This window comes from Streptomyces sp. Z423-1 (assembly GCF_013009255.1).
Lineage (GTDB): Bacteria > Actinomycetota > Actinomycetes > Streptomycetales > Streptomycetaceae > Streptomyces > Streptomyces gossypiisoli.
In genome coordinates this window covers 1873329-1893536 of record NZ_CP053109.1, presented here as the reverse complement: position 1 = coordinate 1893536, position 20208 = coordinate 1873329, and the positions used below count along the sequence as shown (strand labels likewise).

The following is a 20208-nucleotide window of genomic DNA, read 5'->3' as shown; positions in this document are numbered from 1 at the left end:
CGCGGCACGGCGAGGCGCGTCGCGGGACGACGTGAGGAACAGGCGATGAACGACCGAGTTACTCCTCCGATGCAGGCCACCCCCGACGGCGAGGCTCAGCTCGCGCTGGTGGTCCACCTCCCCTGGGAGGACGTCGCCCGACTCGGCCAGGAGGCCGGTCGCATGGCGGCGCAGTTGCAGCGACCGGTGACGCTGGACGAGGCGGTGAGCCACCGGTTGCGCTCCGTTTCCCCGGGCGCGCATGCGAAACCGGCGGGGGCGCAGCCCAGTGCCATGCCGGCGGCCGCCTCGGTGTCGTCGCTGCCGTCGCGACCGCCGTCCGAGCAGGCACGGCAGGCGATCGACAGGATCAACGGCACGGCGTAGCGGGCGTACGGGCTGTGTGCCGGGTGCGGGTTGTCTGCGGCTGGTCGCGCCCCCGCGGCGGAGCCGCAGATCGACACAGCCCCGCGCCCCTCAGGGTCGCTGCCCTACCGCCTTCGAGGCCTTGCGGGCCGCGACCAGGACCGGGTCCCACACGGGCGAGAACGGCGGCGCGTACCCGAGGTCCAGCGTCGTCATCTGCTCCACGGTCATCCCGGCCGTGAGCGCCACCGCCGCGATGTCCACCCGCTTGCCCGCCCCCTCCCGGCCGACGATCTGCACGCCGAGCAGCCGCCCCGTGCGGCGCTCGGCGAGCATCTTCACGGTCATCGGGGAGGCACCGGGGTAGTACCCGGCCCGGCTGGTGGACTCGATGGTGACCGTCTCGAACCGCAGCCCCGCCCGCCGCGCGTCCTTCTCCCGCAGCCCGGTCCGCGCGATCTCCAGGTCGCACACCTTGCTCACCGCGGTGCCGACCACCCCGGGAAACGTCGCGTATCCGCCTCCGGCATTCGTGCCGATGACCTGTCCGTGCTTGTTGGCATGCGTGCCGAGGGCGATATGCCGTTCCCGCCCGGCGACCAGGTCGAGGACCTCGACGCAGTCACCGCCGGCCCAGATGTTCTCGTGACCGCGTACGCGCATCGCCAGATCGGTGAGCAGCCCGCCGTGCTCGCCGAGGGGCAGCCCCGCCGCCTTCGCGAGCGTCGTCTCGGGGCGTACGCCGATGCCGAGCACGACCACGTCCGCCGGGTACTCGGCGTCATTCGTGGCCACCGCCCGCGCCTGCCCGTCCTCACCGGTGAGGATCTTGGTGACCTCGGCGTCGTTGACCATGATGATGCCCATGCCCTCCATGGCCTGGTGCACCAGCCGCCCCATGTCCGCATCGAGCGTGGACATCGGTTCCGCGCCCCGGTTGACGACCGTCACCTCGTAGCCGCGATTGATCAGCGCCTCGGCCATCTCGACGCCGATGTACCCCGCCCCGACGACCACCGCACGCCGCCCACGCGCGCGCGTGAGGGTGTCCAGCAGCTCCTGGCCGTCGTCCAGGGTCTGCACCCCGTGCACGCCGGGGGCGTCGACGCCGGGCATGTCGGGGCGGATCGGCCGGGCGCCGGTGGCGATCACGAGTTTGTCGTACGACGTCCAGGACTCGGCGCCCGAATCGACGTCACGCGCGCGTACCCGCGCCCCGTCGACGTCGATCTCCACGACCTCCGTCCGCAGCCGCAGGTCGATGCGCCGCGAACGGTGCTCCTCGGGCGTACGGGCGATCAGCTCGTCGCGGTCGGAGACCTCACCGCCCACCCAGTACGGGATGCCGCACGCGGAGTACGAGGTGAAGTGGCCGCGTTCGAAGGCCACGATCTCCAGCTCGTCCGGGCCCTTCAGCCGCCGGGCCTGCGACGCCGCGGACATGCCCGCGGCGTCGCCGCCGATCACGACCAGTCGCTCTCTTGCACCGCTCGCACGGCTCGTACCCCTCGCACCGCTCATGCTCATGCGAACACGCTACGGCTACGGGGCAGGTCAGTCCTGTTCGCCCTGCTTCTCCTCCGGTGCGGAACCGGGCGCGTGCTCCGGTGCCTGCCGGGCCGTCGGCAGCGGCCCCAGCGTGGTCATCGCGGACGCCGTGGCCGGGCGCCGCGCCCTGCGAGGCCGTACGAGACGCAGCCAGACCAGGACGAGCAGCGCCGCCAGCGCGGCGAACGGCAGCACCGCGCCCAGCGCCACGACGATCCAGCGCAGCATGGTCACGAACGCGTCCCAGCCGCCCGCCAGCGCGTCCGTGAACCCGGGGTCCTCGTCCTCCTCGGGGGCCTTCTTCACCGGCGTCTCGGACAGTGCGAGGGTGATGGTGGCCAGGCTCGTGCGGTCCTTCAGGGACGCCTGCCGGGCGAGCAGCGCCTCCAGATCGGCCTGGCGGCTGCTCAGCTCGCCCTCCAGCTCCACCACGTCGCTCAGCCGGGTCGCCTGGTCCATCAGCTCGCGGATCCGGGCGACGCTGGCGCGCTGGGTCTGGATGCGGCTCTCCACGTCGACGACCTGGTCGGTGACGTCCGTCGCCTTCGCCGTGCGGTCGAGCAGCTTGCCCGCGCCCTCCAGATCCGCCAGGACGTCCTCGTACTTGTCGACGGGGACCCGCAGCACGACCCGGGTGCGCTCGTTGCCGCGCTCGTCCCGGGTGGTGCTCTCGCTGCCCACGAAGCCGCCCGCGGTCTCGGTGGTCGTACGGGCCTGGTCCAGGGCCTTGGGCACGTCCTTGACCTGCACGGTCAGGGACGCGGTGCGGATGATGTGGCTCGCGGGGAGCCGGGGCGCGTCCGGGGCCTTGTCGGTGCCGGACCGGCTGTCGCTGCCGAAGGCGCCCTCCTCGGTGCCGGGTGCCACGGCGGCCCGGTCCTGGGCGGCGGCCGCGTCACCTGCGGTGGAGGAGGCGGTGTCGTCCGCGCCGCTGCATCCCGTCAGCGCCAGGGCGGCGGCGAGCAGGATTCCGGCCAGGGCCGGAACGGGACGTGGTGCGGACTTTCGTGCGGAGCGTGGTGCGCGCATGTAAGCGAACCCCCGAGGGTCGTGACAACTGACGCTCCTTCGACGCCGGGGCGGGCCGGGACGTTGGACCCGTGGGGTCCCGATGCGGTCACGGTCGGGACTCGGCGGGGCCACGGGCCGCGCCGGTGACTGTCAGTGGCGTCTGAGAAGGTGGAGCCATGAACGCAGCACCCACGGACGCCGGGCAGGTCGTCGTCATCGGAGCCGGAATCGCCGGGCTGGCCGCCGCCCACCGGCTGCTGGGGCGTGGCGCGCGCGTGACCGTGCTGGAGGCCTCCGACCGGATCGGCGGCAAGCTGCTGCCCGGCGAGATCGCGGGCGTGCGCGTGGACCTGGGCGCCGAGTCGATGCTGGCCCGCAGGCCCGAGGCCGTCACCCTCGCGCGCGAGGTCGGCCTCGAAGCCCGCCTCCAGCCGCCGGCCACCGCGACCGCCTCCCTGTGGACCCGCGGCGCCCTCCGCGCGATGCCCAAGGGCCACGTCATGGGCGTGCCGGGCACCGCCGCCGCGCTCTCCGGCGTGCTGTCCGAGGAGGGCCTGGCGCGCATCGAGCGCGACGCCGACCTGCCCCGCACGGAGGTCGGCGACGACGTGGCGGTGGGGGAGTTCGTCGCGGCGCGGCTCGGCCGCGAGGTCGTCGACCGGCTCGTGGAGCCGCTGCTGGGCGGGGTCTACGCGGGCGACGCGTACCGCATCTCGATGCGCTCGGCCGTCCCCCAGCTGTTCCAGGCCGCCCAAGAGCACGACTCGCTCACCGAGGCGGTCCGGGAGATCCAGGCCGAGGCGGCGGCCGCATCGCTGACCGGGCCGGTGTTCATGGGCATCGAGGGCGGTGTCGGCAGCCTGCCGCTCGCCGTCGCCGAGTCGGTGCGGGCGCGCGGCGGCGAGATCGTGACCGGGACCCGCGTGACGGAGCTGCGCCGGGAGGGCCGTACGGGCTGGCGGGTGGTGGCCGGCGACCGGGTGCTGCACGCCGACGCCGTGATCGTCGCCGTGCCCGCGCCCGCCGCCGCCGAGCTGCTGCGCGCCGAGGCCCCGGCGGCCGCGACCGAGCTGACCGCCGTGGAGTACGCGTCGATGGCGCTGGTCACCCTCGCCTACCGCAGGTCCGAGGCGCGCCTGCCCGAGGGCAGCGGTTTCCTGGTGCCGCCGGTCGACGGGCGGACCATCAAGGCGTCGACGTTCGCCTCCCAGAAGTGGGGCTGGATCGCCGACGAGGACCCGGACCTCATCGTGCTGCGCACCTCCGTCGGGCGGTACGGCGAGACGGAGATCCTGCGCCGCGACGACGCCGACCTGGTGGCCGTCTCCCGGCGCGACCTCCAAGCGGCCACGGGCCTGGACACCACGCCCGTCGCCACCCGCATCACCCGCTGGGACTCAGGCCTGCCCCAGTACCCCGTCGGCCACCACGCGCGCGTGTCCCGCATCCGCGAGCACGTCGGCAAGCTCCAGGGCCTCGCCGTGTGCGGCGCGGTGTACGACGGGGTGGGCATCCCGGCGTGCGTGGCGAGTGCGTACGCGGCGGTGGACCAGATCCACGGCGACCTTCAGGCTGTGCAGCAGCTCACCGCCCACCCGGTGCAGAGTCTGCACGGCGGAGCGGGAGAATAAGGGACATGAGTGACGACGCCTCCACCCCCGGCCCTGCTCGGATCCCGAACAAGGGCAAGCTGGCCAAGGACCTCAACGAGGTCATCCGCTACACCCTGTGGTCCGTGTTCAAGCTGAAGGACGTGCTGCCCGAGGACCGCGCGGGCTACGCCGAAGAGGTCCAGGAGCTGTTCGACCAGCTCGCCGCCAAGGACGTCACCGTCCGCGGCACCTACGACCTCTCCGGGCTGCGCGCCGACGCCGACCTGATGATCTGGTGGCACGCCGAGACCAGCGACCAGCTGCAGGAGGCGTACAACCTCTTCCGCCGTACCAGGCTGGGCCGCGCCCTGGAGCCGGTGTGGTCGAACATGGCGCTGCACCGCCCCGCCGAGTTCAACCGCAGCCACATCCCGGCGTTCCTCGCCGACGAGACGCCCCGCGCGTACGTCAGCGTCTACCCCTTCGTGCGCTCCTACGACTGGTACCTGCTGCCGGAGGAGGACCGCCGCCGGATGCTCGCCGACCACGGCAAGATGGCCCGCGGCTATCCGGACGTGCGTGCCAACACGGTCGCCTCCTTCTCCCTCGGCGACTACGAGTGGCTCCTCGCCTTCGAGGCCGACGAGCTGTACCGCATCGTCGACCTCATGCGCCACCTGCGCGGCTCGGAGGCCCGGCTGCACGTCCGCGAGGAGGTGCCGTTCTTCACCGGCCGCCGCAAGGAGATCACGGAACTGGTCGCGGGCCTCGCCTGACCGGGGGGATACTCCGGCGCCCCGATCAGCGAACGCCCGCCGCGGCGTCGCCCTTCCGTGCGGTGTCGCCCTTCCGTGCGGTGTCGCCCTTCCGTGCGGTGTCGCCCTTCCGTGCGGTGTCGCCCTTCCGTGCGGTGTCGCCCTTCCGTGCGGTCTCCCCCCGCTGCGCGGTGTCACCCTTCCGCGCGGCGGTGTCCGGCTTCGGCTCCGGGCGGGATGCGCAGGAGGTGCGGCGTGCCGGGAGGCTGCCCTGGAGCAGGTAGGCGTCCACGTGGGCGTTGACGCACGCGTTGGGGCCGCCCGCGATGCCGTGGGTGCCGGAGTCCCGCTCGGTGACCAGGACCGAGCCGGACAGCCGGCGGTGGAGTTCGAGGGCGCCGTCGTAGGGGGCGGCGGCGTCCTGCTCGGCGGCCAGGATCAGCGTCGGCGGCAGCTCGCCCGGCGCGGTCCGCACGTCGAGCGGCTGCTGACGCGGCGCCTGCCAGTACGCGCACGGCAGGTTCAGCCACGCGTTGTTCCACGTCTCGAACGGCGCCACGCGCGCGAGCCGCGTGTTGTCCCGGTCCCAGACCTCCCACTGCGTCGGCCAGGGCGCGTCGTTGCACTCGACGGCCGTGTAGACCGCACGGGAGTTCTCCGCCTCCACGGCCGCCTCCTCGTGCGGCGCGGCCAGGTCGGTCAGCGGCCGCGGATCACCCTTCAGATACGCCGACAGCGCCTCGGCCCGCTGCGGCCAGTAGTCGTCGTCGTAACCGGCATCAAGAAACGCGCTCTGCAACTGCCCCGGCCCGACCTTCCCGCCCGCCGGGTTCCGGTCGAGCCGCGCCCGCGCGGTGTCGTAGCTGCGCTGCACCTCCTGAGGCGTGGCGCCCAGCCCGTACACGCCGTGGTGCCTGGCGATCCACTCCTTCATGTCCGTCCAGCGGCCCTCGAACGCCGCGGACTGGTCGAGGTTGTTGCGGTACCAGATCTGCGCCGGGTCGGGGTTCACCGCCGCGTCGAACACCATCCGCCGCACGTGCGAGGGGAACAGCGTCGCGTACAGCGCCCCGAAGTAGGTGCCGTACGACGCGCCCATGAACGTCAGCTTCACCTCGCCCAGCGCGGCGCGCAGCACGTCCAGGTCGCGGGCGTTGTTCAGGGAGTGGTAGTGCCGGAGCGCGCTGCCCGACCGCTGCGCGCATCCGCGCGCGTAGGCCTTCGCCCGCGCGATGCGCTCCTTCTTGTACGACTCCGAGGGGTGCGTCGGCGCCGACGAGGGGGCCTTGAAGTGCTGTTCGGGGTCCTGGCAGGACAGCGGCGCGGAGCGGCCGACGCCGCGCGGGGCGTAGCCGACCAGGTCGTACGCGGCGGCCAGGCGCTTCCACTCGGGGAGCTTGCCGACCAGCGGGAAGAGGAGACCGGAGGCGCCCGGGCCGCCCGGGTTGTAGACCAGGGCGCCCTGACGGGGCACCCTGCGCTTGCTGTTGTGCGGGTCGCTGTGGGTGGCCGGCACCCGGCTGACGGCGAGCCTGATCTGCGTGCCGTTGGGCCGCGCGTAGTCGAGCGGGACGGTGACCGTGCCGCACTCCATGTCCTTCGGCAGGTCCTGGTTCTTCGGCAGGTCCTGCACGTCGGCGCACCGGCCGAAGTCGATCCCGGCGGCCGCGGCCCGCGCGGCGGCCACGGCGGTGCCGCGCAGCTCGGCCGCCTGTGCCTCGGCCGGTGCGCCGACGGCGGGGGCGGTGGCGACGGTGCTCAGGAGCAGGGAACCGGCGGCCGTGTAGAGGGCGGCAGCTCTCATCGTGTGTCCCTTCGGTGCGCGGCAGCGACAAAAGGGATGCTTCGTACGATTGTTGGCAAAGGCAAGCACAGGCGGCAGGTGTCGGCCCCAATGCGCCCGTACGCCCGCGCGGACCCGCGGATCTCGTGTCAGACGCGCCCGTACGGGCCGCGCTGCGCGAAGGCCGCCCGCAGATCCGGCTCGCCGACCGCGCGGATACCGCCTACGGCGACCGAGGTGAGGTAGGCGCGGTCGTCCCCGCCGTCGCCCGCGTGCCGGGCCAGCGCACCCAGCAGACGCTGACCGGCCGGGGAGGCCCAGGGCGAGTACGGGTGGGCCTCGATCCGGGCCAGGGCGAGGCAGCTCAGGCAGAGGACCAGCGGCAGCGCGAACCACAGGGCGATGAGGTGCCGCGGCATCTGGTCCTGAGCCGGCATCAGCAGCGCGGCGACGCCGAGCGCAAGCACGGTCGCCGCGGCGAGCCGCACCTGACGCACCCCGGCCCCGACGGTGGTCCCCGCCCCGGCCGGCACGGCGAGACCGGCGCTGACGAGCCGGTCGGCGAGACCGTGCACCGCGTCGGTGGCGGCCGCCGCGGCCCGTACCGGAGCGATGGGGGACTGGCCCTCCGGCCCGATGGCCCCTATCACCGACCGTTCGATGTCGTCGCGCCCGCGCGGATCCACGACGGTCGCCCAGCCCGTGTGCGCGAGGAGCAGCCGCCGCTGGCGGGCCATCGACACCAGCGTCAGATCGGCGACCCGCGCCGGACCGCCGGACAGGAACGCGGCCTCGTACAGCGTCAGATCGTGCTTCCCGCCCGATTCCGTGGCGACGTCCGCGGCCCGTACGGCGGCCAGGCACAGCCGGGTGCACGCCAGACCGGCCAGGGTCCAGGCCGGCAGGAGAAGGAGGACCCAGAACATGCCGTGTTTCTATGCCAACCGACTGGGAAACTCCATGCCTTGTTCACATTCCGGGACCGAGCGTTGTCGGCACGTGACGTTCCGCTTGACTGCGGGCCGGTCAGCGGCGCAGCAGCACCCGGCGGGCCCGCGCCATCCGCGAGCGCGGACGCGGCGCCGAACCGGACCGTTCCAGCCACCACTCCCGCAACTCCCGCCGCGCCCTTGTCTCCTGCGGCCGCCCGGCGAGCAGCAACCGCTCGGCGAAGTCCAGCGCGTCCCGCCGGTATCCGCCGGTCATCGGGTGCCGCTGGGCGTACGCCAGGAAGGTGGGCCGGTAGGCGGATCCCAGGATCTCCGGCAGCTCCGGCGCGACCTTCGCCACCACATCCGCCCGCTTCCCGGCCAGGGCCCGCGCCTGCACCCCGAGCCGTACCCGGTCGAACCCTTCGGGGACGGGGGTACCGGCGACCAGCGCGGAGAGCAGCGCGGCCTGGGCGAGGGCGAGGCGCTGACGGGCGGGCTCGTGGGCGGAGTCGTGGTGCGAGGGGTCGGCGGGCTCGGCCTGGGAGTCGGCGTGCTCGTCAACGGAGTCCGCTGTCACGCGAGACGTGGCGGTGGAATCCGCGGAAGCGACCGAAATCGCCGCCCGGGTCCGACGCCCCTGCTCCAACGCGCCCCGTATCTCCGCCAACTCCCGCTCCAGCTCCACCGGTTCGGGGAAGTTCTCGTCCCTCTCCAGCAGCACCCCCGGCGGGGACACGCGGGACGCCAGGTCGGTCAGGATGTCGAGGACCGGTCGGGGGACCGGGTGGGCGTGGCTGTCGTGCCAGACGCCGTCGCGTTCGAAGCCGCCCGCGACATGGACGTAGGCGATGGCCTCCAGCGGGAGTTCGGCGAGCGCCTTGGCCGGGTCCTCGCCGCGGTTGACGTGGTTGGTGTGCAGGTTCGCCGCGTCGATCAGGAGCCGTACGCCGGTCCGGTCGGCCAGCTCGTGCAGGAACTGTCCCTCGGTCATCTCCTCGCCCGGCCAGGAGATGAGCGCGGCGATGTTCTCCACGGCGAGCGGCACGGGCAGCGCGTCCTGCGCGATGCGGACGTTCTTGCACAGCACGTCGAGGGCGTCCCGGGTCCGCGGCACGGGCAGCAGGTGCCCGGCCTCCAGGCGCGGGGACGCCGTGAGCGGGCCGCCCGCCCGGACGAACGCGATGTGCTCGGTGACCAGCGGCGAGCCGAGCGCCTCCGCCCGCTCGGCGAGGGCCGAGAGGCGCGCCGGGTCGGGCCGGTCGGCGCCGCCGAGGCCGAGGGAGACGCCGTGCGGGACGACGGTCACCCCGCGCTCGCGCAGCCGCAGCAGCGCGTCCGGAAGGTGTCCGGGGCAGACGTTCTCGGCGACGACCTCGACCCAGTCGATGCCCGGCATCAGCTCCACGGCGTCCGCGATCTCCGGCCGCCATCCGATCCCGGTTCCCAGTCGCTCCATGACCCCCTCCTTCACGTCTGTCATGCACCGGCGTGAGGGGGGTATGGCCCCGCTGCCGGGGCCCGAACCCTGTCGCGTGCGCCTTCAGAGCAACATTTGAGGTTGCCAGGAGGTACGCGGGACCGGCCCCGGATGTTCAAACACCCTGGTTCAGCGCAGCGCCGGGTGGTCGGCGACGACGGTGCAGCTTCCGGCGGGGATCTCGGTGTACCCGGCGTCACGCACCAACGGCAGCCCCGACGTGGTGAGTCGACCCCAGCGCGTCGGCTCGGCGATCCGGACGGCGAGCGGGAACCCCGCGTCCCGCCAGGCCGCGCGCTCCTCGTCCGGCAGTTCCCACCAGGCGAGTTGGGCACCGTGCCCGGCCTGGGCCATCGCCTTGCCGGCCGACATCTCGATCTCCGGGTTCAGCCACAGCACCGGCGCACTCGCGTCCGCCTCGACCGGCGGCTCCGGATCGTCGAGATCGGTTCCGGAAACCTGCAGCCGCGCCAGCTCCTTGGGCCACCCGTCCAGGGGGACAGGCGGAAACACCCTCACCTCCGCCGACTTTCCCGTCACCGTGATCCCGGGCAGCGCCTCGGCCCGCCGCCACTCGGCCCCCCGGGCCCGCCGCACCACCTTGCGAATCCGCGCGTCCTGCCAGTCCTGCACGGCCTGGGCCCACTCCCCGTCGCCCAGCGACCGCTCATCACTCAACATGACCAGCACGGCACGCGCGGCGGTTTCCAGGGCATCGGTACGGGCGGGAGGCGCACCCTTCTCGATCCGCACAACCAGAGGCAGTACAAACTGAGGCGCGGTATCGCGCGCGCTGGGCTCGGACCGGAAGGGACTGTCAGTCGGTTCGGTAGTCACGCCGTCCAGTCTGCCAACCCCGGGGCCGCGGCGAGCTGCGCGATCAACCCACTACAACCCGCACCCCGCAACCGAACCCCACTACCCCGAACAAGCCGTACGCTGCGCCTCCAGCCACTCACACTCCGGACACAAGGTGATCCCTTTGTACGACTCCGGATACTCCGTGGGCTCCCGGCACACCACGCACTCCGCGTACGGCGGCCCCTCCGCCTTCGGCGGCCTGCTCGCATCGATCAGGCAATAGTCGTCGCCATCGCTCATACCTCCAGCGTATGCCGCTCACGTCAACCCGCCGGAGGCAACCGCTCCGATCAGCTCGGACACCTTCACGAACCGATACCCCTGCCGCCGCAGCTCCGGCACGATCGTGCGGATCGCCCGCTCGGTCGTCGGCGCCGCGCTCCGCGTGCAGTGCAGCACGACGACCGACCCTGGCCGCACCCCCTCCAGCACCTGCCGGGCCACCGCGTCCGCGTCCGTCGCGAACGCGTCCCCGCCCACCACGTCCCACTGCACCGCCGTCACGCCGGTGGCACTCAGCGCCCGCAGTGCCCGCTGGTCGTAGCAGCCACCGGGGAACCGGAAGTACGGCTTCGCGTCCGGCACGCCCACCCGGCGGAACGCCGCGTACGCCCGCTCCACGTCCGCCCGCATCCGGTCCTCGTCGATGGTCGGCAGGCCGTAGCAGTCGGCGGTGAAGGCGTAGTGGCTGTAGGAGTGGTTGGCGACCTCGAAGAGCGGATCCCGGCCGATGCCGCGGGCCTGGATCGGGTACTGCTCCGCCCACCGGCCCGTCATGAACACGGTCGCCGGTACCTTCAGCGCCCGCAGCGTCGCGATCAGCTGCGGGTTGTCGAAGCGTTCGCCCCGGGCGGCCCGGGGCCCCTGGTCGGCGGTCATGTCGGCGTCGAAGGTGAGCGCGACGGTCTTGCCCCCGGTCCGCGGGGCGCTGGTGAACACCGGCGTGAGGCCCGCGGGGCCGGGGGCGAGGGTGGGAGGTGCCGGGGGCGAGGGGGCAGGCGTCGAGGGGACCGCCGTATGGCCGCCGCGTGGCGCAGGAGCGGTGCCGCAGGCGGCGAGGGCGGCGCTCAGGACACAGACGGTGATGACGCTACGTGCAGGACTGATCACCGTATGAAAGTATGACCTTCAGGTCGGCGTGAGCGTCGACGCGACGGCCGGGTCACCCGGCCGGCGGCCTCCGCCACGGACCGCGCACCGCGAACGTCGTCCCCGGCGTGTAGCAGTTGACGTACATCGTCCCGCCGTCCGGCGAGAAGGTGACGCCCGCGAACTCACCCCACTGCGGCGCCTCGGGCGTGCCCGTGTTCTGCCGGTTGCGGGCCAGCGCGTACACCTCGCCCCGGCGCGTGACACCGAAAACGTGCTGCGCGCCGTTGCCGTCCTCGCAGACCATCAGGCCGCCGCTGGGCGCGAGGCAGATGTTGTCCGGCAACTCGCCGGGGAGCCGCACGTCGGTGTCCGGGCCGAAGGCGATCACCAGGGTGAGGCGGCGCGCCGCCGGGTCGTAGCGCCAGACCTGGCCGAAGTGGTCGGCCGCCGAGCCCTCCGCGCTGCGGGCGTACGAGGAGACGAAGTACACGCTCCGGCCGCCCCAGTAGCAGCCCTCCAGCTTCTGCGCGCGCGTGATGCCCTTCGGGCCGTAGTCCTGGAGGCGGACGGGGGTCTCGGTGGCGAGCGGGTCCGGTACGTCCACCCACTGGACGCCGCCGAAGCATGCGCCGGTCTCGTGGACCGACGACAGGTCGGGTACGCCGGGCACGCGCATCGCCTGGAGGCGGCCGCCCGCCCGCAGGGAGCCCGTCCCGCCGAGCGGCTTCTCCGGCAGGAACCGGTAGAAGAGGCCGAACGGTTTGAGGAAGGCGTCCTCCGTCTCGTAGACGACGCCGGTGCGCGGGTCGATCGCGACCGCCTCGTGCTGGAAGCGGCCCATCGCGGTCAGCGGGACCGCGCCGGTGCGGTGCGGGTCGGCCGGGTCGACCTCGAAGACGAAGCCGTGGTCCTTGGTGTAGCCGCCGGTGCCCGCTCTCTCCTCGGTCTCCTCACAGGTCAGCCAGGTGCGCCAAGGGGTGGGGCCGCCCGCGCAGTTGACGGCCGTACCGGCGAGGGCGACCCGCTCGGACCGGACGTGGCCGCCGGAGTCCAGGGTCAGCGCCGTGCAGCCGCCCTTGGCCGCCGGGTCGTAGGTGAGGCCCTCGACCACCGGGACGGGGACCTTCGCGGTGGTGCGGTTCTCGTGGTTGCGGACGAGGTGGACCCGGCCGTGGTGGCCGGGGAGGGCCGTCATGCCGTCGTGGTGGGAGGGGACGAGGCCCTCGCCGGAGCGCAGCGGGTCGCCCTCGCGGGAGAGAACCCGGTAGCTGAAACCTTTCGGCAGGTCGAGCAGGCCCTTGGGGTCGGGTACGAGGGGTCCGTAGCCGGTGTGGCCGAGGTGCTGGGCGGCGGCCGTACCGGTGAAGAGCTCGGACAGGGCACCGGAGAACGCGATGCCCGCTCCCAGGGCACCGCCGCGGGCGAGGACATGACGGCGTGTCACGGACATGGGGCAACCTTCCTGCTGGCGGACAGGACAGTGACCCCGCCGTGTTTATCAGCTGCCGCGCGTCGCCGGAACCACGCGCGTAGCTCCTGTCACGGACCGTCGGTGAGGTCCGGGGTGGGGTGGGGTTCCTCGGTGCGGCCGGGGGTGGTGTTGTTCGCGGGGTGCGGCTCCTGTGCTGCGTGGCCCGGGGCGCCGTCGGACTGTTGCGTGAGGCTCGCGGTGTCGTTGAGCTGCGGGGTCGGGCCTGGAGCCTGACCGGGCTGCTGGGTGAGGCCAGGGGTGTGGTCGGGGCCCTGTGGGTGGTCGTGCGTGTGCTCCGCCACCATGGGTGCCCTCTCCAGGAAGCGCAGCAGCTCCACCGGGAACGGGAGCACCAGCGTCGAGTTCTTCTCGGCGGCGACGGCCACGACCGTCTGCAGCAGCCGCAGCTGGAGCGCGGCGGGCGTGTTCGCCATCTGCTGGGCCGCCTCGGCCAGCTTCTTGGACGCCTGGAACTCGGCGTCGGCGTTGATGACCCGGGCCCGGCGCTCACGGTCCGCCTCGGCCTGCCGGGCCATGGAGCGCTTCATCGTCTCGGGCAGCGACACGTCCTTGATCTCGACCCGGTCGACCTGCACGCCCCAGCCGACGGCCGGGCTGTCGATCATCAGCTCCAGACCCTGGTTGAGCTTCTCGCGGTTGGACAGCAGGTCGTCCAGGTCGCTCTTGCCGATGATCGACCGCAGCGAGGTCTGCGCCATCTGCGACACCGCGAACTTGTAGTCCTCGACCTTGATCAGCGCGCTCGCCGCGTCGACCACCTTGAAGTACACGACGGCGTCCACACGCACGGTCACGTTGTCCCGGGTGATGCCCTCCTGGGCCGGCACCGGCATGGTGACGATCTGCATGTTGACCTTGTGCAGCCGGTCCACGATCGGAACGATCAGCGTGAACCCGGGCGGTCGTATGGTGCCCCTGAGCCGGCCGAGCCGCAGCACCACACCGCGCTCGTACTGCTTGACGATCCGGGCCGCCGCCGCGAGGTACACCACCCCCGCGGAACCGGCCATGGCGGCCGCCACCAGGAGATCTTCGAGCATGGCAACCCCCTCACGAGAGGCGTGTGGTGCCTGCTCCTGCAACGATATGCCCGGTGTCCGGTCCGGGGCCATGGGGGCGACGGAGCGGACACCGGGCGGACGGCGTCGGTCGAGGGTGACGACCTCCCCCGGTTCGGCAGGGTGACCTTCAGAGGCCGGTCAGGGGTGCCTTCAGGGACCGGTCAGGGTGAGGTGAGCCTCACCGGATCGGTGCCGGAGGTGCTGTGCCGCTCGGCCCAGCTCTCCAGCGCCGTACGGCACGCGTGGTCCAGGTGGTGCAGACCGGACACGTCCAGCTCGATGGGCCGGTCCTGGGGGAGTGCTTCCAGGCTGTCGAGTATCTTCGGCAGCCTCAGGAAGGTCGCGTTGCCCGACAGGTAGACCTGGATCGGGCCGGAGCCCTTGTCTATGACCTCCATCTTCAGGTGCGAGGCCTCCCATGCGGTCTTGACGACCGCCAGGGCGAGACCGATCAGGACGCCCTCGAACATGTTCACGGTGACAATGGCCACGGCTGTGATCACGAGGATCAGCGCCTCACCCTTGTGCGACCGCCACAGCCCGGTGATCTGGCGGAACGGGATCAGCTTCCACCCGGCGTGCACGAGGATGCCGGCGAGGGCGGGAATCGGGATCAGGGCCAGGGCGGACGGCAGCGCGGCCGCGAACAGCAGCAGCCACACACCGTGCAGCACACGCGACGCCTTGGTCTTGGCGCCCGCGTTGACGTTGGCGGAGCTGCGCACGATCACCGCGGTCATCGGCAGCGCACCCAGCAGACCGCACAGGGTGTTGCCCGCGCCCTGGGCGATCATCTCCTTGTTGTACTGGGTGCGCGGACCGTCGTGCAGCCGGTCCACGGCCGCCGCGCTGAACAGGCTCTCCGCCGAGGCGATCAGCGCGAACGCCACGATGGTGCCCCAGATGGCCGGTCCGGCCAGCTCGCCGAACGCTTCGGAGCCCGGCGGCTCGATGACACCGAGCAGACCCTCCACCTGGACGGTGGCGACCGGGAGGTCGAAGGCGAGTGCGGCGACCGTGGCCAGGATCACCGCCGCGAGGGCGCCGGGCACGGACCGCACCGCCTTCGGCATCTTCTTCCACAGCACGATGACGGCGACGGTGCCCGCGCCGACGGCGAGGGACGTCAGAGCCGCAGTGCTGCCGAGCGCGTCGGCGAACGCCCCGGGCAGGCCGACGATCTTGCCGATGCCGCTTTCCGGGGCCTTCAGGCCTGCAGCCGCGTACACCTGGCCGGCGATGATCACCAGACCGATACCGCAGAGCATGCCCTCGACGACCGAGACGGATATCGCCCGGAACCAGCGGCCGATCCCGAAGAAGCCCATGGCGAGCTGGAGCAGACCGGCCATGAGCACGATCACGCCGAGCGCCGCCACGCCGAACTCACTCACGGCCTCGAAGACCAGCACGGTCAGGCCCGCGGCCGGGCCGGACACCTGAAGGCTGCTGCCGGGCATGAGCCCGGTGACGATGCCTCCCACGATGCCGGTGACAAGGCCCAGCTCCGCGGGGACGCCGGAGGCGACCGCCACGCCGACGCACAGCGGCACGGCGATCAGGAAGACGACGATGGAGGCGAGGAAGTCCTGCCTCAGATAAGGGAACTTCGACAGCACGGTCATCGGTCCCTCAGAGCGTCTCGAAGGTGTCCGTCTCCGCGCGGTGTTCCCGCACGGTTCCGGTGTGGACTTCGTAGTACCAGCCGTGCAGCCGGAGTTGGCCGGCCTGGAGGCGCTGCTCGACGCACGGGTAGGAACGAAGTCGCAGCAACTGCGCGAGGACGTGGTTCTGCACGGCCTCGGCGACCGTCGGGTCGCTGGGGTCCGAGCACTTGGGCTCGTCCGCCGCGTGCGCGAGCCAGTCGCGTACGGCGGGTACGGCCGCCAGGTCGTCGTGGCGCACCACCGCGCCGACGGCGCCGCAGTGCGAGTGGCCGCAGACCACGACGTCCTGGACGCCGAGCACCTGCACGGCGTACTCGATGGTGGCCGCCTCACCGGTGGGGCGGTCGGAGGTGTACGGGGGGACGATGTTGCCCGCGGTGCGCAGCTCGAACAGCTGACCGGGGCGGGCGCCGGTGATCAGGGCCGGTACGACCCTGGAATCGGAGCAGGTGATGAACAGGACTTCAGGGGACTGGCCCTGGGCCAGTCGAGCGAACTCCTCAGGGCGCTGTCCGAACGTGCGGGCGTTGTCGATGAGGGGCTGCATGACGTGGTGACTCCTCCTGGCGCGCCGTGGGGGCGCGTCGGGCGTGCATGACAGAGGGTGAGAGGTGGGGGGACTGCTCTGCTCTCAGCAGCGGAAGACCTGAAGCGCGGCCGGAGAGTGGGCGGTCGAGGATCTCGACATACGGTCGTACGCGGTGTCGGGCACGGCCGCGTCGGATTCGGCCCCCTTGTCCCGCGCCGACTGCGGGCGCTTGGGCGCGCAGGGCGCGGAGTCGACCGTGCGGTGGCGGTCGCGTATTCGCAGGGGACCGGTCGGGTCGCCCGCGTGGGTGCAGCCGGCGAACGCGGCGCCTTCGGCGCGCGGCGCCTTGCCGGAGGGCTTGGTTCCGGGCTGAGCGTTGGCCTCGACATGACGGGCCGTATACGCAGCTGCGAATGAAACGGGAGGTGTGAAGAACGGGAGGGCGAACAGAACGGCTGCGAGGACCGTGAACAGGGTCCGGGCCGCCGTAGCCGTCGTACCTCGAAACATGAGCCTCCCTCCGATTCGGCGCACCTCTAGTCCGAACCAACGGTTGGTCAACGGCTGGTCAAGAAAGACATTAACCCTGCAAAGTTGTTTGCAGGGTTAACTTGGCGTTTCGAGCCGAAGAGAGCCTCAAAAGTGAGCTTGAGCTGGCGTGATCCGTACCTTGATCTTGCCTACGGCGTGGCGCTATTGAGGTTCGGTCAGGCGCTGGGCGTCACGGGCCAGCGCGGTCAGCCGGGAGATGGCCCGGAAGTACTTCTTGCGGTAGCCGCCCTTCAGCATCTCCTCGCTGAACAGCTGGTCGAAGGGCAACCCCGAGGCCAGGACAGGCACTTCACGGTCGTAGAGCCGGTCCGCGAGCACGACTAGGCGCAGCGCGGTGGACTGGTCCGGAATCGGCTGTACGTCGGTGAGACACACGGCCTTCAGGCCATCGGTCAACGCGCCGTAACGACTGGGGTGGACGCGGGCGAGGTGCTCCAGCAGCTGCGGGAAGTCGTCGAGCGAGGCGCCCTCGGTGGCGTGCGCCGTCCGTGTCACCTCTTCGTCGCTGTACGGCGCGGGGGCCTCCGGCAGGCCGCGGTGGCGGTAGTCCTCGCCGTCGATGCGCAGGGTGCGGAAGTGGGCCGACAGGCCCTGGATCTCACGCAGGAAGTCGGCCGCCGCGAACCGGCCCTCGCCGAGCTTGCCCGGCAGCGTGTTCGAGGTGGCGGCGAGCGCGACGCCCGCGTCGACCAGCTTGCCGAGCAGGGTGGAGACCAGGACGGTGTCGCCGGGGTCGTCCAGTTCGAACTCGTCGATGCAGAGGAGACGGTGACTGGAGAGGGTCTGGACGGTCTGCTGGAAGCCGAGGGCGCCGACCAGGTTCGTCAGCTCCACGAACGTGCCGAACGCCTTGAGGGCGGGTTCGGCGGGGGTGGCGTGCCAGAGGGAGGCGAGCAGGTGGGTCTTGCCCACGCCGTAGCCGCCGTCGAGGTAGACACCGCGGGGTCCGGCCGGGGGCTTGGGCGCCTTGGCCCTGCCGAACCCGAAGAATCCGCGCCTGCCCGTGCCGGGCACCGGGCCGAGGCCGGCCGCGAAGCCCTCCAGGACCCGTACCGCCTCGCTCTGGCTGGGCTGGTTCGGGTCCGGGATGTACGTGCCGAAGCGCACGGAGTCGAAGCGGGGCGGGGGCACCATCTCGGCCACCAGACGGTCCGCTGGGACGTGCGGCTCTCGCGCGCAGAGGGAGAGGGGGGCGGCTTCGGCGGCTATGGGGCTTCGGCCGGCGGCGGTGGAGGAGGACACGCTTACCCATGCTAAGGGGTGGGGTGGGGGTGGGTTGGGGCGCGGGGGGCGGCTGTGCGGCGGGGTCGGGGTGGGGCGGGGTGCGGCTGTGCGGCGGGGTCGGGGTGGGGCGGGGTGCGGCTGTGCGGCGGGGTCGGGGTGGGGCGGGGTGCGGCTGTGCACCGGGGTGCGGCTGGGCGGCGGTTCGGCGTGACCTGCGGTGCGGCTGGGGCGGAGTGCGACATGGTGCCAGTTGGTGGCGTGTGATCTGCGGCTCTACGCCTTCTGGCCCTGCGGCCCTGCGGCCCTGCGGCCCTGCGGCCCTGCGGCCCTGCGGCCCTGCGGCCCTGCGGCCCTGCGGCCCTGCGGCCCTGCGGCCCTGCGGCCCTGCGGCCCTGCGGCCCTGCGGCCCTGCGGCCCTGCGGCCCTGCGGCCCTGCGGCCCTGCGGCCCTGCGGCCCTGCGGCCCTGCGGCCCTGCGGCCCTGCGGCCCTGCGGCCCGGTGGCCCGGTGGCCCTGCGGCCCTGCGGCCCGGTGGCCCTGCGGCCCTGCGGCCCGGTGGCCCTGCGGCCCGGTGGCCCAGTGGCCCGGTGGTGCTGTGGCCGGTGGCCTCAGCCTGGTGGCGCTGCTGTCTGTGGCCCCGTGGTGCTGTGTTCCGGTGGTCCGGTAGTCGGGTGGTGCTGTGGCCGGTGGCCTCGGCCTGGTGGCGCTGGTGCCTGTGGCCCTGTGTTCCGGTGGCCTGGTGGCCCGGTGGCCTGGTGGTGCTGTGACCCGGTGGCGCTGCGGCCTCTGGCCGGGGCCCTGCGGCCCCGGGCCCCCGTGGCCCTGCGGCCCTGTGACCCCAGCGCCCCGTGCCCGGGCCCTGATGCGGCTGGGGGTCCTTTTCGCGTGGAACACTGCACGGCATGCGACGCCTGTTTCCTGTGATCGATACGACAGTGGACCCGGCCGACCGTGAGTGGGGGCTCGCGGAGCTGGCCGAGGCCTATGCCTATCCCGAGCCGGAGCCGGGGGAGCCGGTGGCGTGGTTGCGGGCCAACATGGTCTCCACGCTCGACGGGGCCGCTCAGCACGACGGGAAGTCGCAGCCCATCTCCAACGCCACCGACATGCGGATCTTCGGCACGCTGCGCGGGCTCGCGGACGTGGTGCTGGTCGGTGCGGAAACGGTCCGCCGGGAGGGCTACCGCCCCGCACGCGCGCGTGCGGAGTTCGCGGCGCGGCGGGAGGCCGCCGGGCAGGACCCCGTGCCCGCGATCGCCGTGGTCAGCGCCGGCCTGGACCTGGACTTCTCGATGCCCCTGTTCACCTCGCCCGTGGTCCCCACGCTGATCCTCACCGGCGCGGCGGCGGCGCCGGACCGGGTGGCCGCGGCCGAGAAGGCCGGCGCGCGGGTGGTGGTCGCCGGGGACGGTGTCGGCGTGGAGCCCGCACGGGCCGTACGGGCGCTCGCCGAGCTCGGTCACACCCGGCTGCTCACCGAGGGCGGGCCGCGGCTGCTGGGTCAGCTGGTGGCGGCCGGCGTGCTCGACGAGCTGTGCCTGACCGTGTCCCCGATGCTCACCGCGGGGGGCGCGCAGCGGATCGCCGGGGGGCCGTCGGTGGCGGTTCCGCAGCGGTTCGAGCTGGTGTCCCTGCTCGAAGAGGCCGGGTTTCTGTTCTCCCGCTACCGTCGGTCCTGAGATAGGCGGAATCTGCTGTTTGGAGGACAGAGGGCCCGCGGGCCCTCGAGGAGATAGGGGCGCCTGGTGTTCACAAGCGTTTTGATGATCGAGAAAGCCCTGACGTCCGCCGACGTGGAGTTCGTCACCACCTTGCACGGGGACGAGCCGGTCACTTTCCACGTGCTGCTCCAGCCGCGCGGCGAGCAGGCGGACCGGTTGCTGCGTGCCATCGACGACCTTGCGATGGGGGCGATCGACGAGGCGGCGCGGGAGGGAGAGACGCCGGAGGGCGAGGCGGCGAAGAGCGAGGGGCAGCGGGCGCTGGACGTGTCCCTGCAGGCCCTGCGGGCCTCCGGCAGTGCGGCGGAGGGGCGGCTGATCGAGGACCATCCGCTGGACGCGCTCAAGGGGGTGGTGGAGGAGGTCGGGGCCGATGAGGTGATCGTGCTGACGGATCCGCACTACGTGGAGGAGTTCTTCCACCGGGACTGGGCTTCTCGGGCTCGGCACAAGGTGGGCGTGCCGGTGCTGAAGCTGTTCTCGCACAGCAAGGCGTAGGGATACAGCCCCGCGTCCCTGGCGGCGTGGTGCCACTCGCCCCTTAAAGGGCACCGGCCGTCGCACGGA

Annotated in this window: 19 protein-coding genes; 5 read left to right on the top strand and 14 right to left on the bottom strand. The window is 72.5% G+C overall.

What is annotated here, in order from left to right:
* The first annotated feature begins 45 nt into the window (after positions 1 to 45).
* Entirely contained in the window at positions 46 to 366 is a 321-nt protein-coding gene (locus tag HJD23_RS08785; protein ID WP_171116086.1) for a hypothetical protein, read from the top strand.
* Positions 367 to 456: 90 nt separating this feature from the next.
* Here HJD23_RS08785 and HJD23_RS08780 read toward each other — a convergent pair whose 3' ends face one another.
* Entirely contained in the window at positions 457 to 1872 is a 1416-nt protein-coding gene (locus HJD23_RS08780; RefSeq protein ID WP_171134005.1) for an FAD-dependent oxidoreductase, read from the bottom strand.
* A 27-nt stretch (positions 1873 to 1899) separates the two neighbouring features.
* Positions 1900 to 2922 (bottom strand): DUF4349 domain-containing protein, encoded by a 1023-nt coding sequence (locus HJD23_RS08775; RefSeq protein WP_171116082.1) that lies wholly within the window; start codon positions 2920 to 2922, stop codon positions 1900 to 1902.
* A gap of 158 nt (positions 2923 to 3080) precedes the next feature.
* On the opposite strand from HJD23_RS08775, the gene hemG reads away from it, so the two are divergent.
* Both hemG and hemQ read left to right on the top strand, forming a co-directional pair.
* Positions 3081 to 4535 (top strand): protoporphyrinogen oxidase, encoded by a 1455-nt coding sequence (gene hemG / locus HJD23_RS08770; RefSeq protein WP_171116080.1) that lies wholly within the window; start codon positions 3081 to 3083, stop codon positions 4533 to 4535.
* 5 nt (positions 4536 to 4540) lie between these two features.
* On the top strand, positions 4541 to 5272 hold the full coding sequence (gene hemQ / locus HJD23_RS08765; protein ID WP_171116078.1) for a hydrogen peroxide-dependent heme synthase: 732 nt from the start codon (positions 4541 to 4543) through the stop codon (positions 5270 to 5272).
* A gap of 25 nt (positions 5273 to 5297) precedes the next feature.
* Here hemQ and HJD23_RS08760 read toward each other — a convergent pair whose 3' ends face one another.
* The 12 genes from HJD23_RS08760 to zapE form a co-directional block, all read right to left on the bottom strand.
* Positions 5298 to 7055: an alpha/beta hydrolase gene (locus HJD23_RS08760; RefSeq protein ID WP_171134004.1), complete on the bottom strand. Its 1758-nt coding sequence runs from the start codon at positions 7053 to 7055 to the stop codon at positions 5298 to 5300.
* A 128-nt stretch (positions 7056 to 7183) separates the two neighbouring features.
* On the bottom strand, positions 7184 to 7960 hold the full coding sequence (locus HJD23_RS08755; protein WP_171116074.1) for a TIGR04222 domain-containing membrane protein: 777 nt from the start codon (positions 7958 to 7960) through the stop codon (positions 7184 to 7186).
* A gap of 100 nt (positions 7961 to 8060) precedes the next feature.
* Positions 8061 to 9422 carry a DUF692 domain-containing protein gene (locus HJD23_RS08750; protein ID WP_171116072.1) on the bottom strand — a complete coding sequence of 454 codons (1362 nt, stop codon included), beginning with the start codon at positions 9420 to 9422 and terminating at the stop codon, positions 8061 to 8063.
* A 150-nt stretch (positions 9423 to 9572) separates the two neighbouring features.
* Entirely contained in the window at positions 9573 to 10289 is a 717-nt protein-coding gene (locus tag HJD23_RS08745) for a peptidyl-tRNA hydrolase (RefSeq protein ID WP_171118969.1), read from the bottom strand.
* A gap of 72 nt (positions 10290 to 10361) precedes the next feature.
* Positions 10362 to 10544, bottom strand: a complete 183-nt coding sequence (locus HJD23_RS43635; RefSeq protein ID WP_232108038.1) for a hypothetical protein — start codon at positions 10542 to 10544, stop codon at positions 10362 to 10364.
* 18 nt (positions 10545 to 10562) lie between these two features.
* Positions 10563 to 11414, bottom strand: coding sequence for a polysaccharide deacetylase family protein (locus HJD23_RS08740; RefSeq protein WP_171116070.1), 852 nt, complete (start codon positions 11412 to 11414; stop codon positions 10563 to 10565).
* A 52-nt stretch (positions 11415 to 11466) separates the two neighbouring features.
* Positions 11467 to 12846, bottom strand: coding sequence for an alkaline phosphatase PhoX (locus HJD23_RS08735; protein ID WP_171116068.1), 1380 nt, complete (start codon positions 12844 to 12846; stop codon positions 11467 to 11469).
* A gap of 89 nt (positions 12847 to 12935) precedes the next feature.
* The gene (locus HJD23_RS08730; RefSeq protein ID WP_240980665.1) at positions 12936 to 13928 is read right to left on the bottom strand and encodes a slipin family protein; all 993 of its coding nucleotides are present in this window, start codon (positions 13926 to 13928) and stop codon (positions 12936 to 12938) included.
* Positions 13929 to 14110: 182 nt separating this feature from the next.
* Positions 14111 to 15574: a SulP family inorganic anion transporter gene (locus HJD23_RS08725; RefSeq protein WP_171116066.1), complete on the bottom strand. Its 1464-nt coding sequence runs from the start codon at positions 15572 to 15574 to the stop codon at positions 14111 to 14113.
* Between the two features lie 7 nt (positions 15575 to 15581).
* On the bottom strand, positions 15582 to 16163 hold the full coding sequence (locus HJD23_RS08720) for a carbonic anhydrase (protein WP_171116064.1): 582 nt from the start codon (positions 16161 to 16163) through the stop codon (positions 15582 to 15584).
* An 84-nt stretch (positions 16164 to 16247) separates the two neighbouring features.
* Positions 16248 to 16655, bottom strand: coding sequence for a hypothetical protein (locus tag HJD23_RS08715; RefSeq protein ID WP_171116062.1), 408 nt, complete (start codon positions 16653 to 16655; stop codon positions 16248 to 16250).
* Positions 16656 to 16838: 183 nt separating this feature from the next.
* Complete coding sequence (gene zapE / locus HJD23_RS08710) at positions 16839 to 17939, bottom strand: cell division protein ZapE (protein ID WP_171134003.1); 1101 nt, start codon at positions 17937 to 17939, stop codon at positions 16839 to 16841.
* Positions 17940 to 18822: 883 nt separating this feature from the next.
* Here zapE and HJD23_RS08700 point away from each other — a divergent pair.
* Together HJD23_RS08700 and HJD23_RS08695 are read left to right on the top strand one after the other, a co-directional pair.
* Positions 18823 to 19599 (top strand): pyrimidine reductase family protein, encoded by a 777-nt coding sequence (locus HJD23_RS08700; RefSeq protein ID WP_171108551.1) that lies wholly within the window; start codon positions 18823 to 18825, stop codon positions 19597 to 19599.
* An 84-nt stretch (positions 19600 to 19683) separates the two neighbouring features.
* Positions 19684 to 20139, top strand: a complete 456-nt coding sequence (locus tag HJD23_RS08695) for an indole-3-glycerol phosphate synthase (RefSeq protein WP_197972366.1) — start codon at positions 19684 to 19686, stop codon at positions 20137 to 20139.
* Positions 20140 to 20208: the final 69 nt, after the last annotated feature.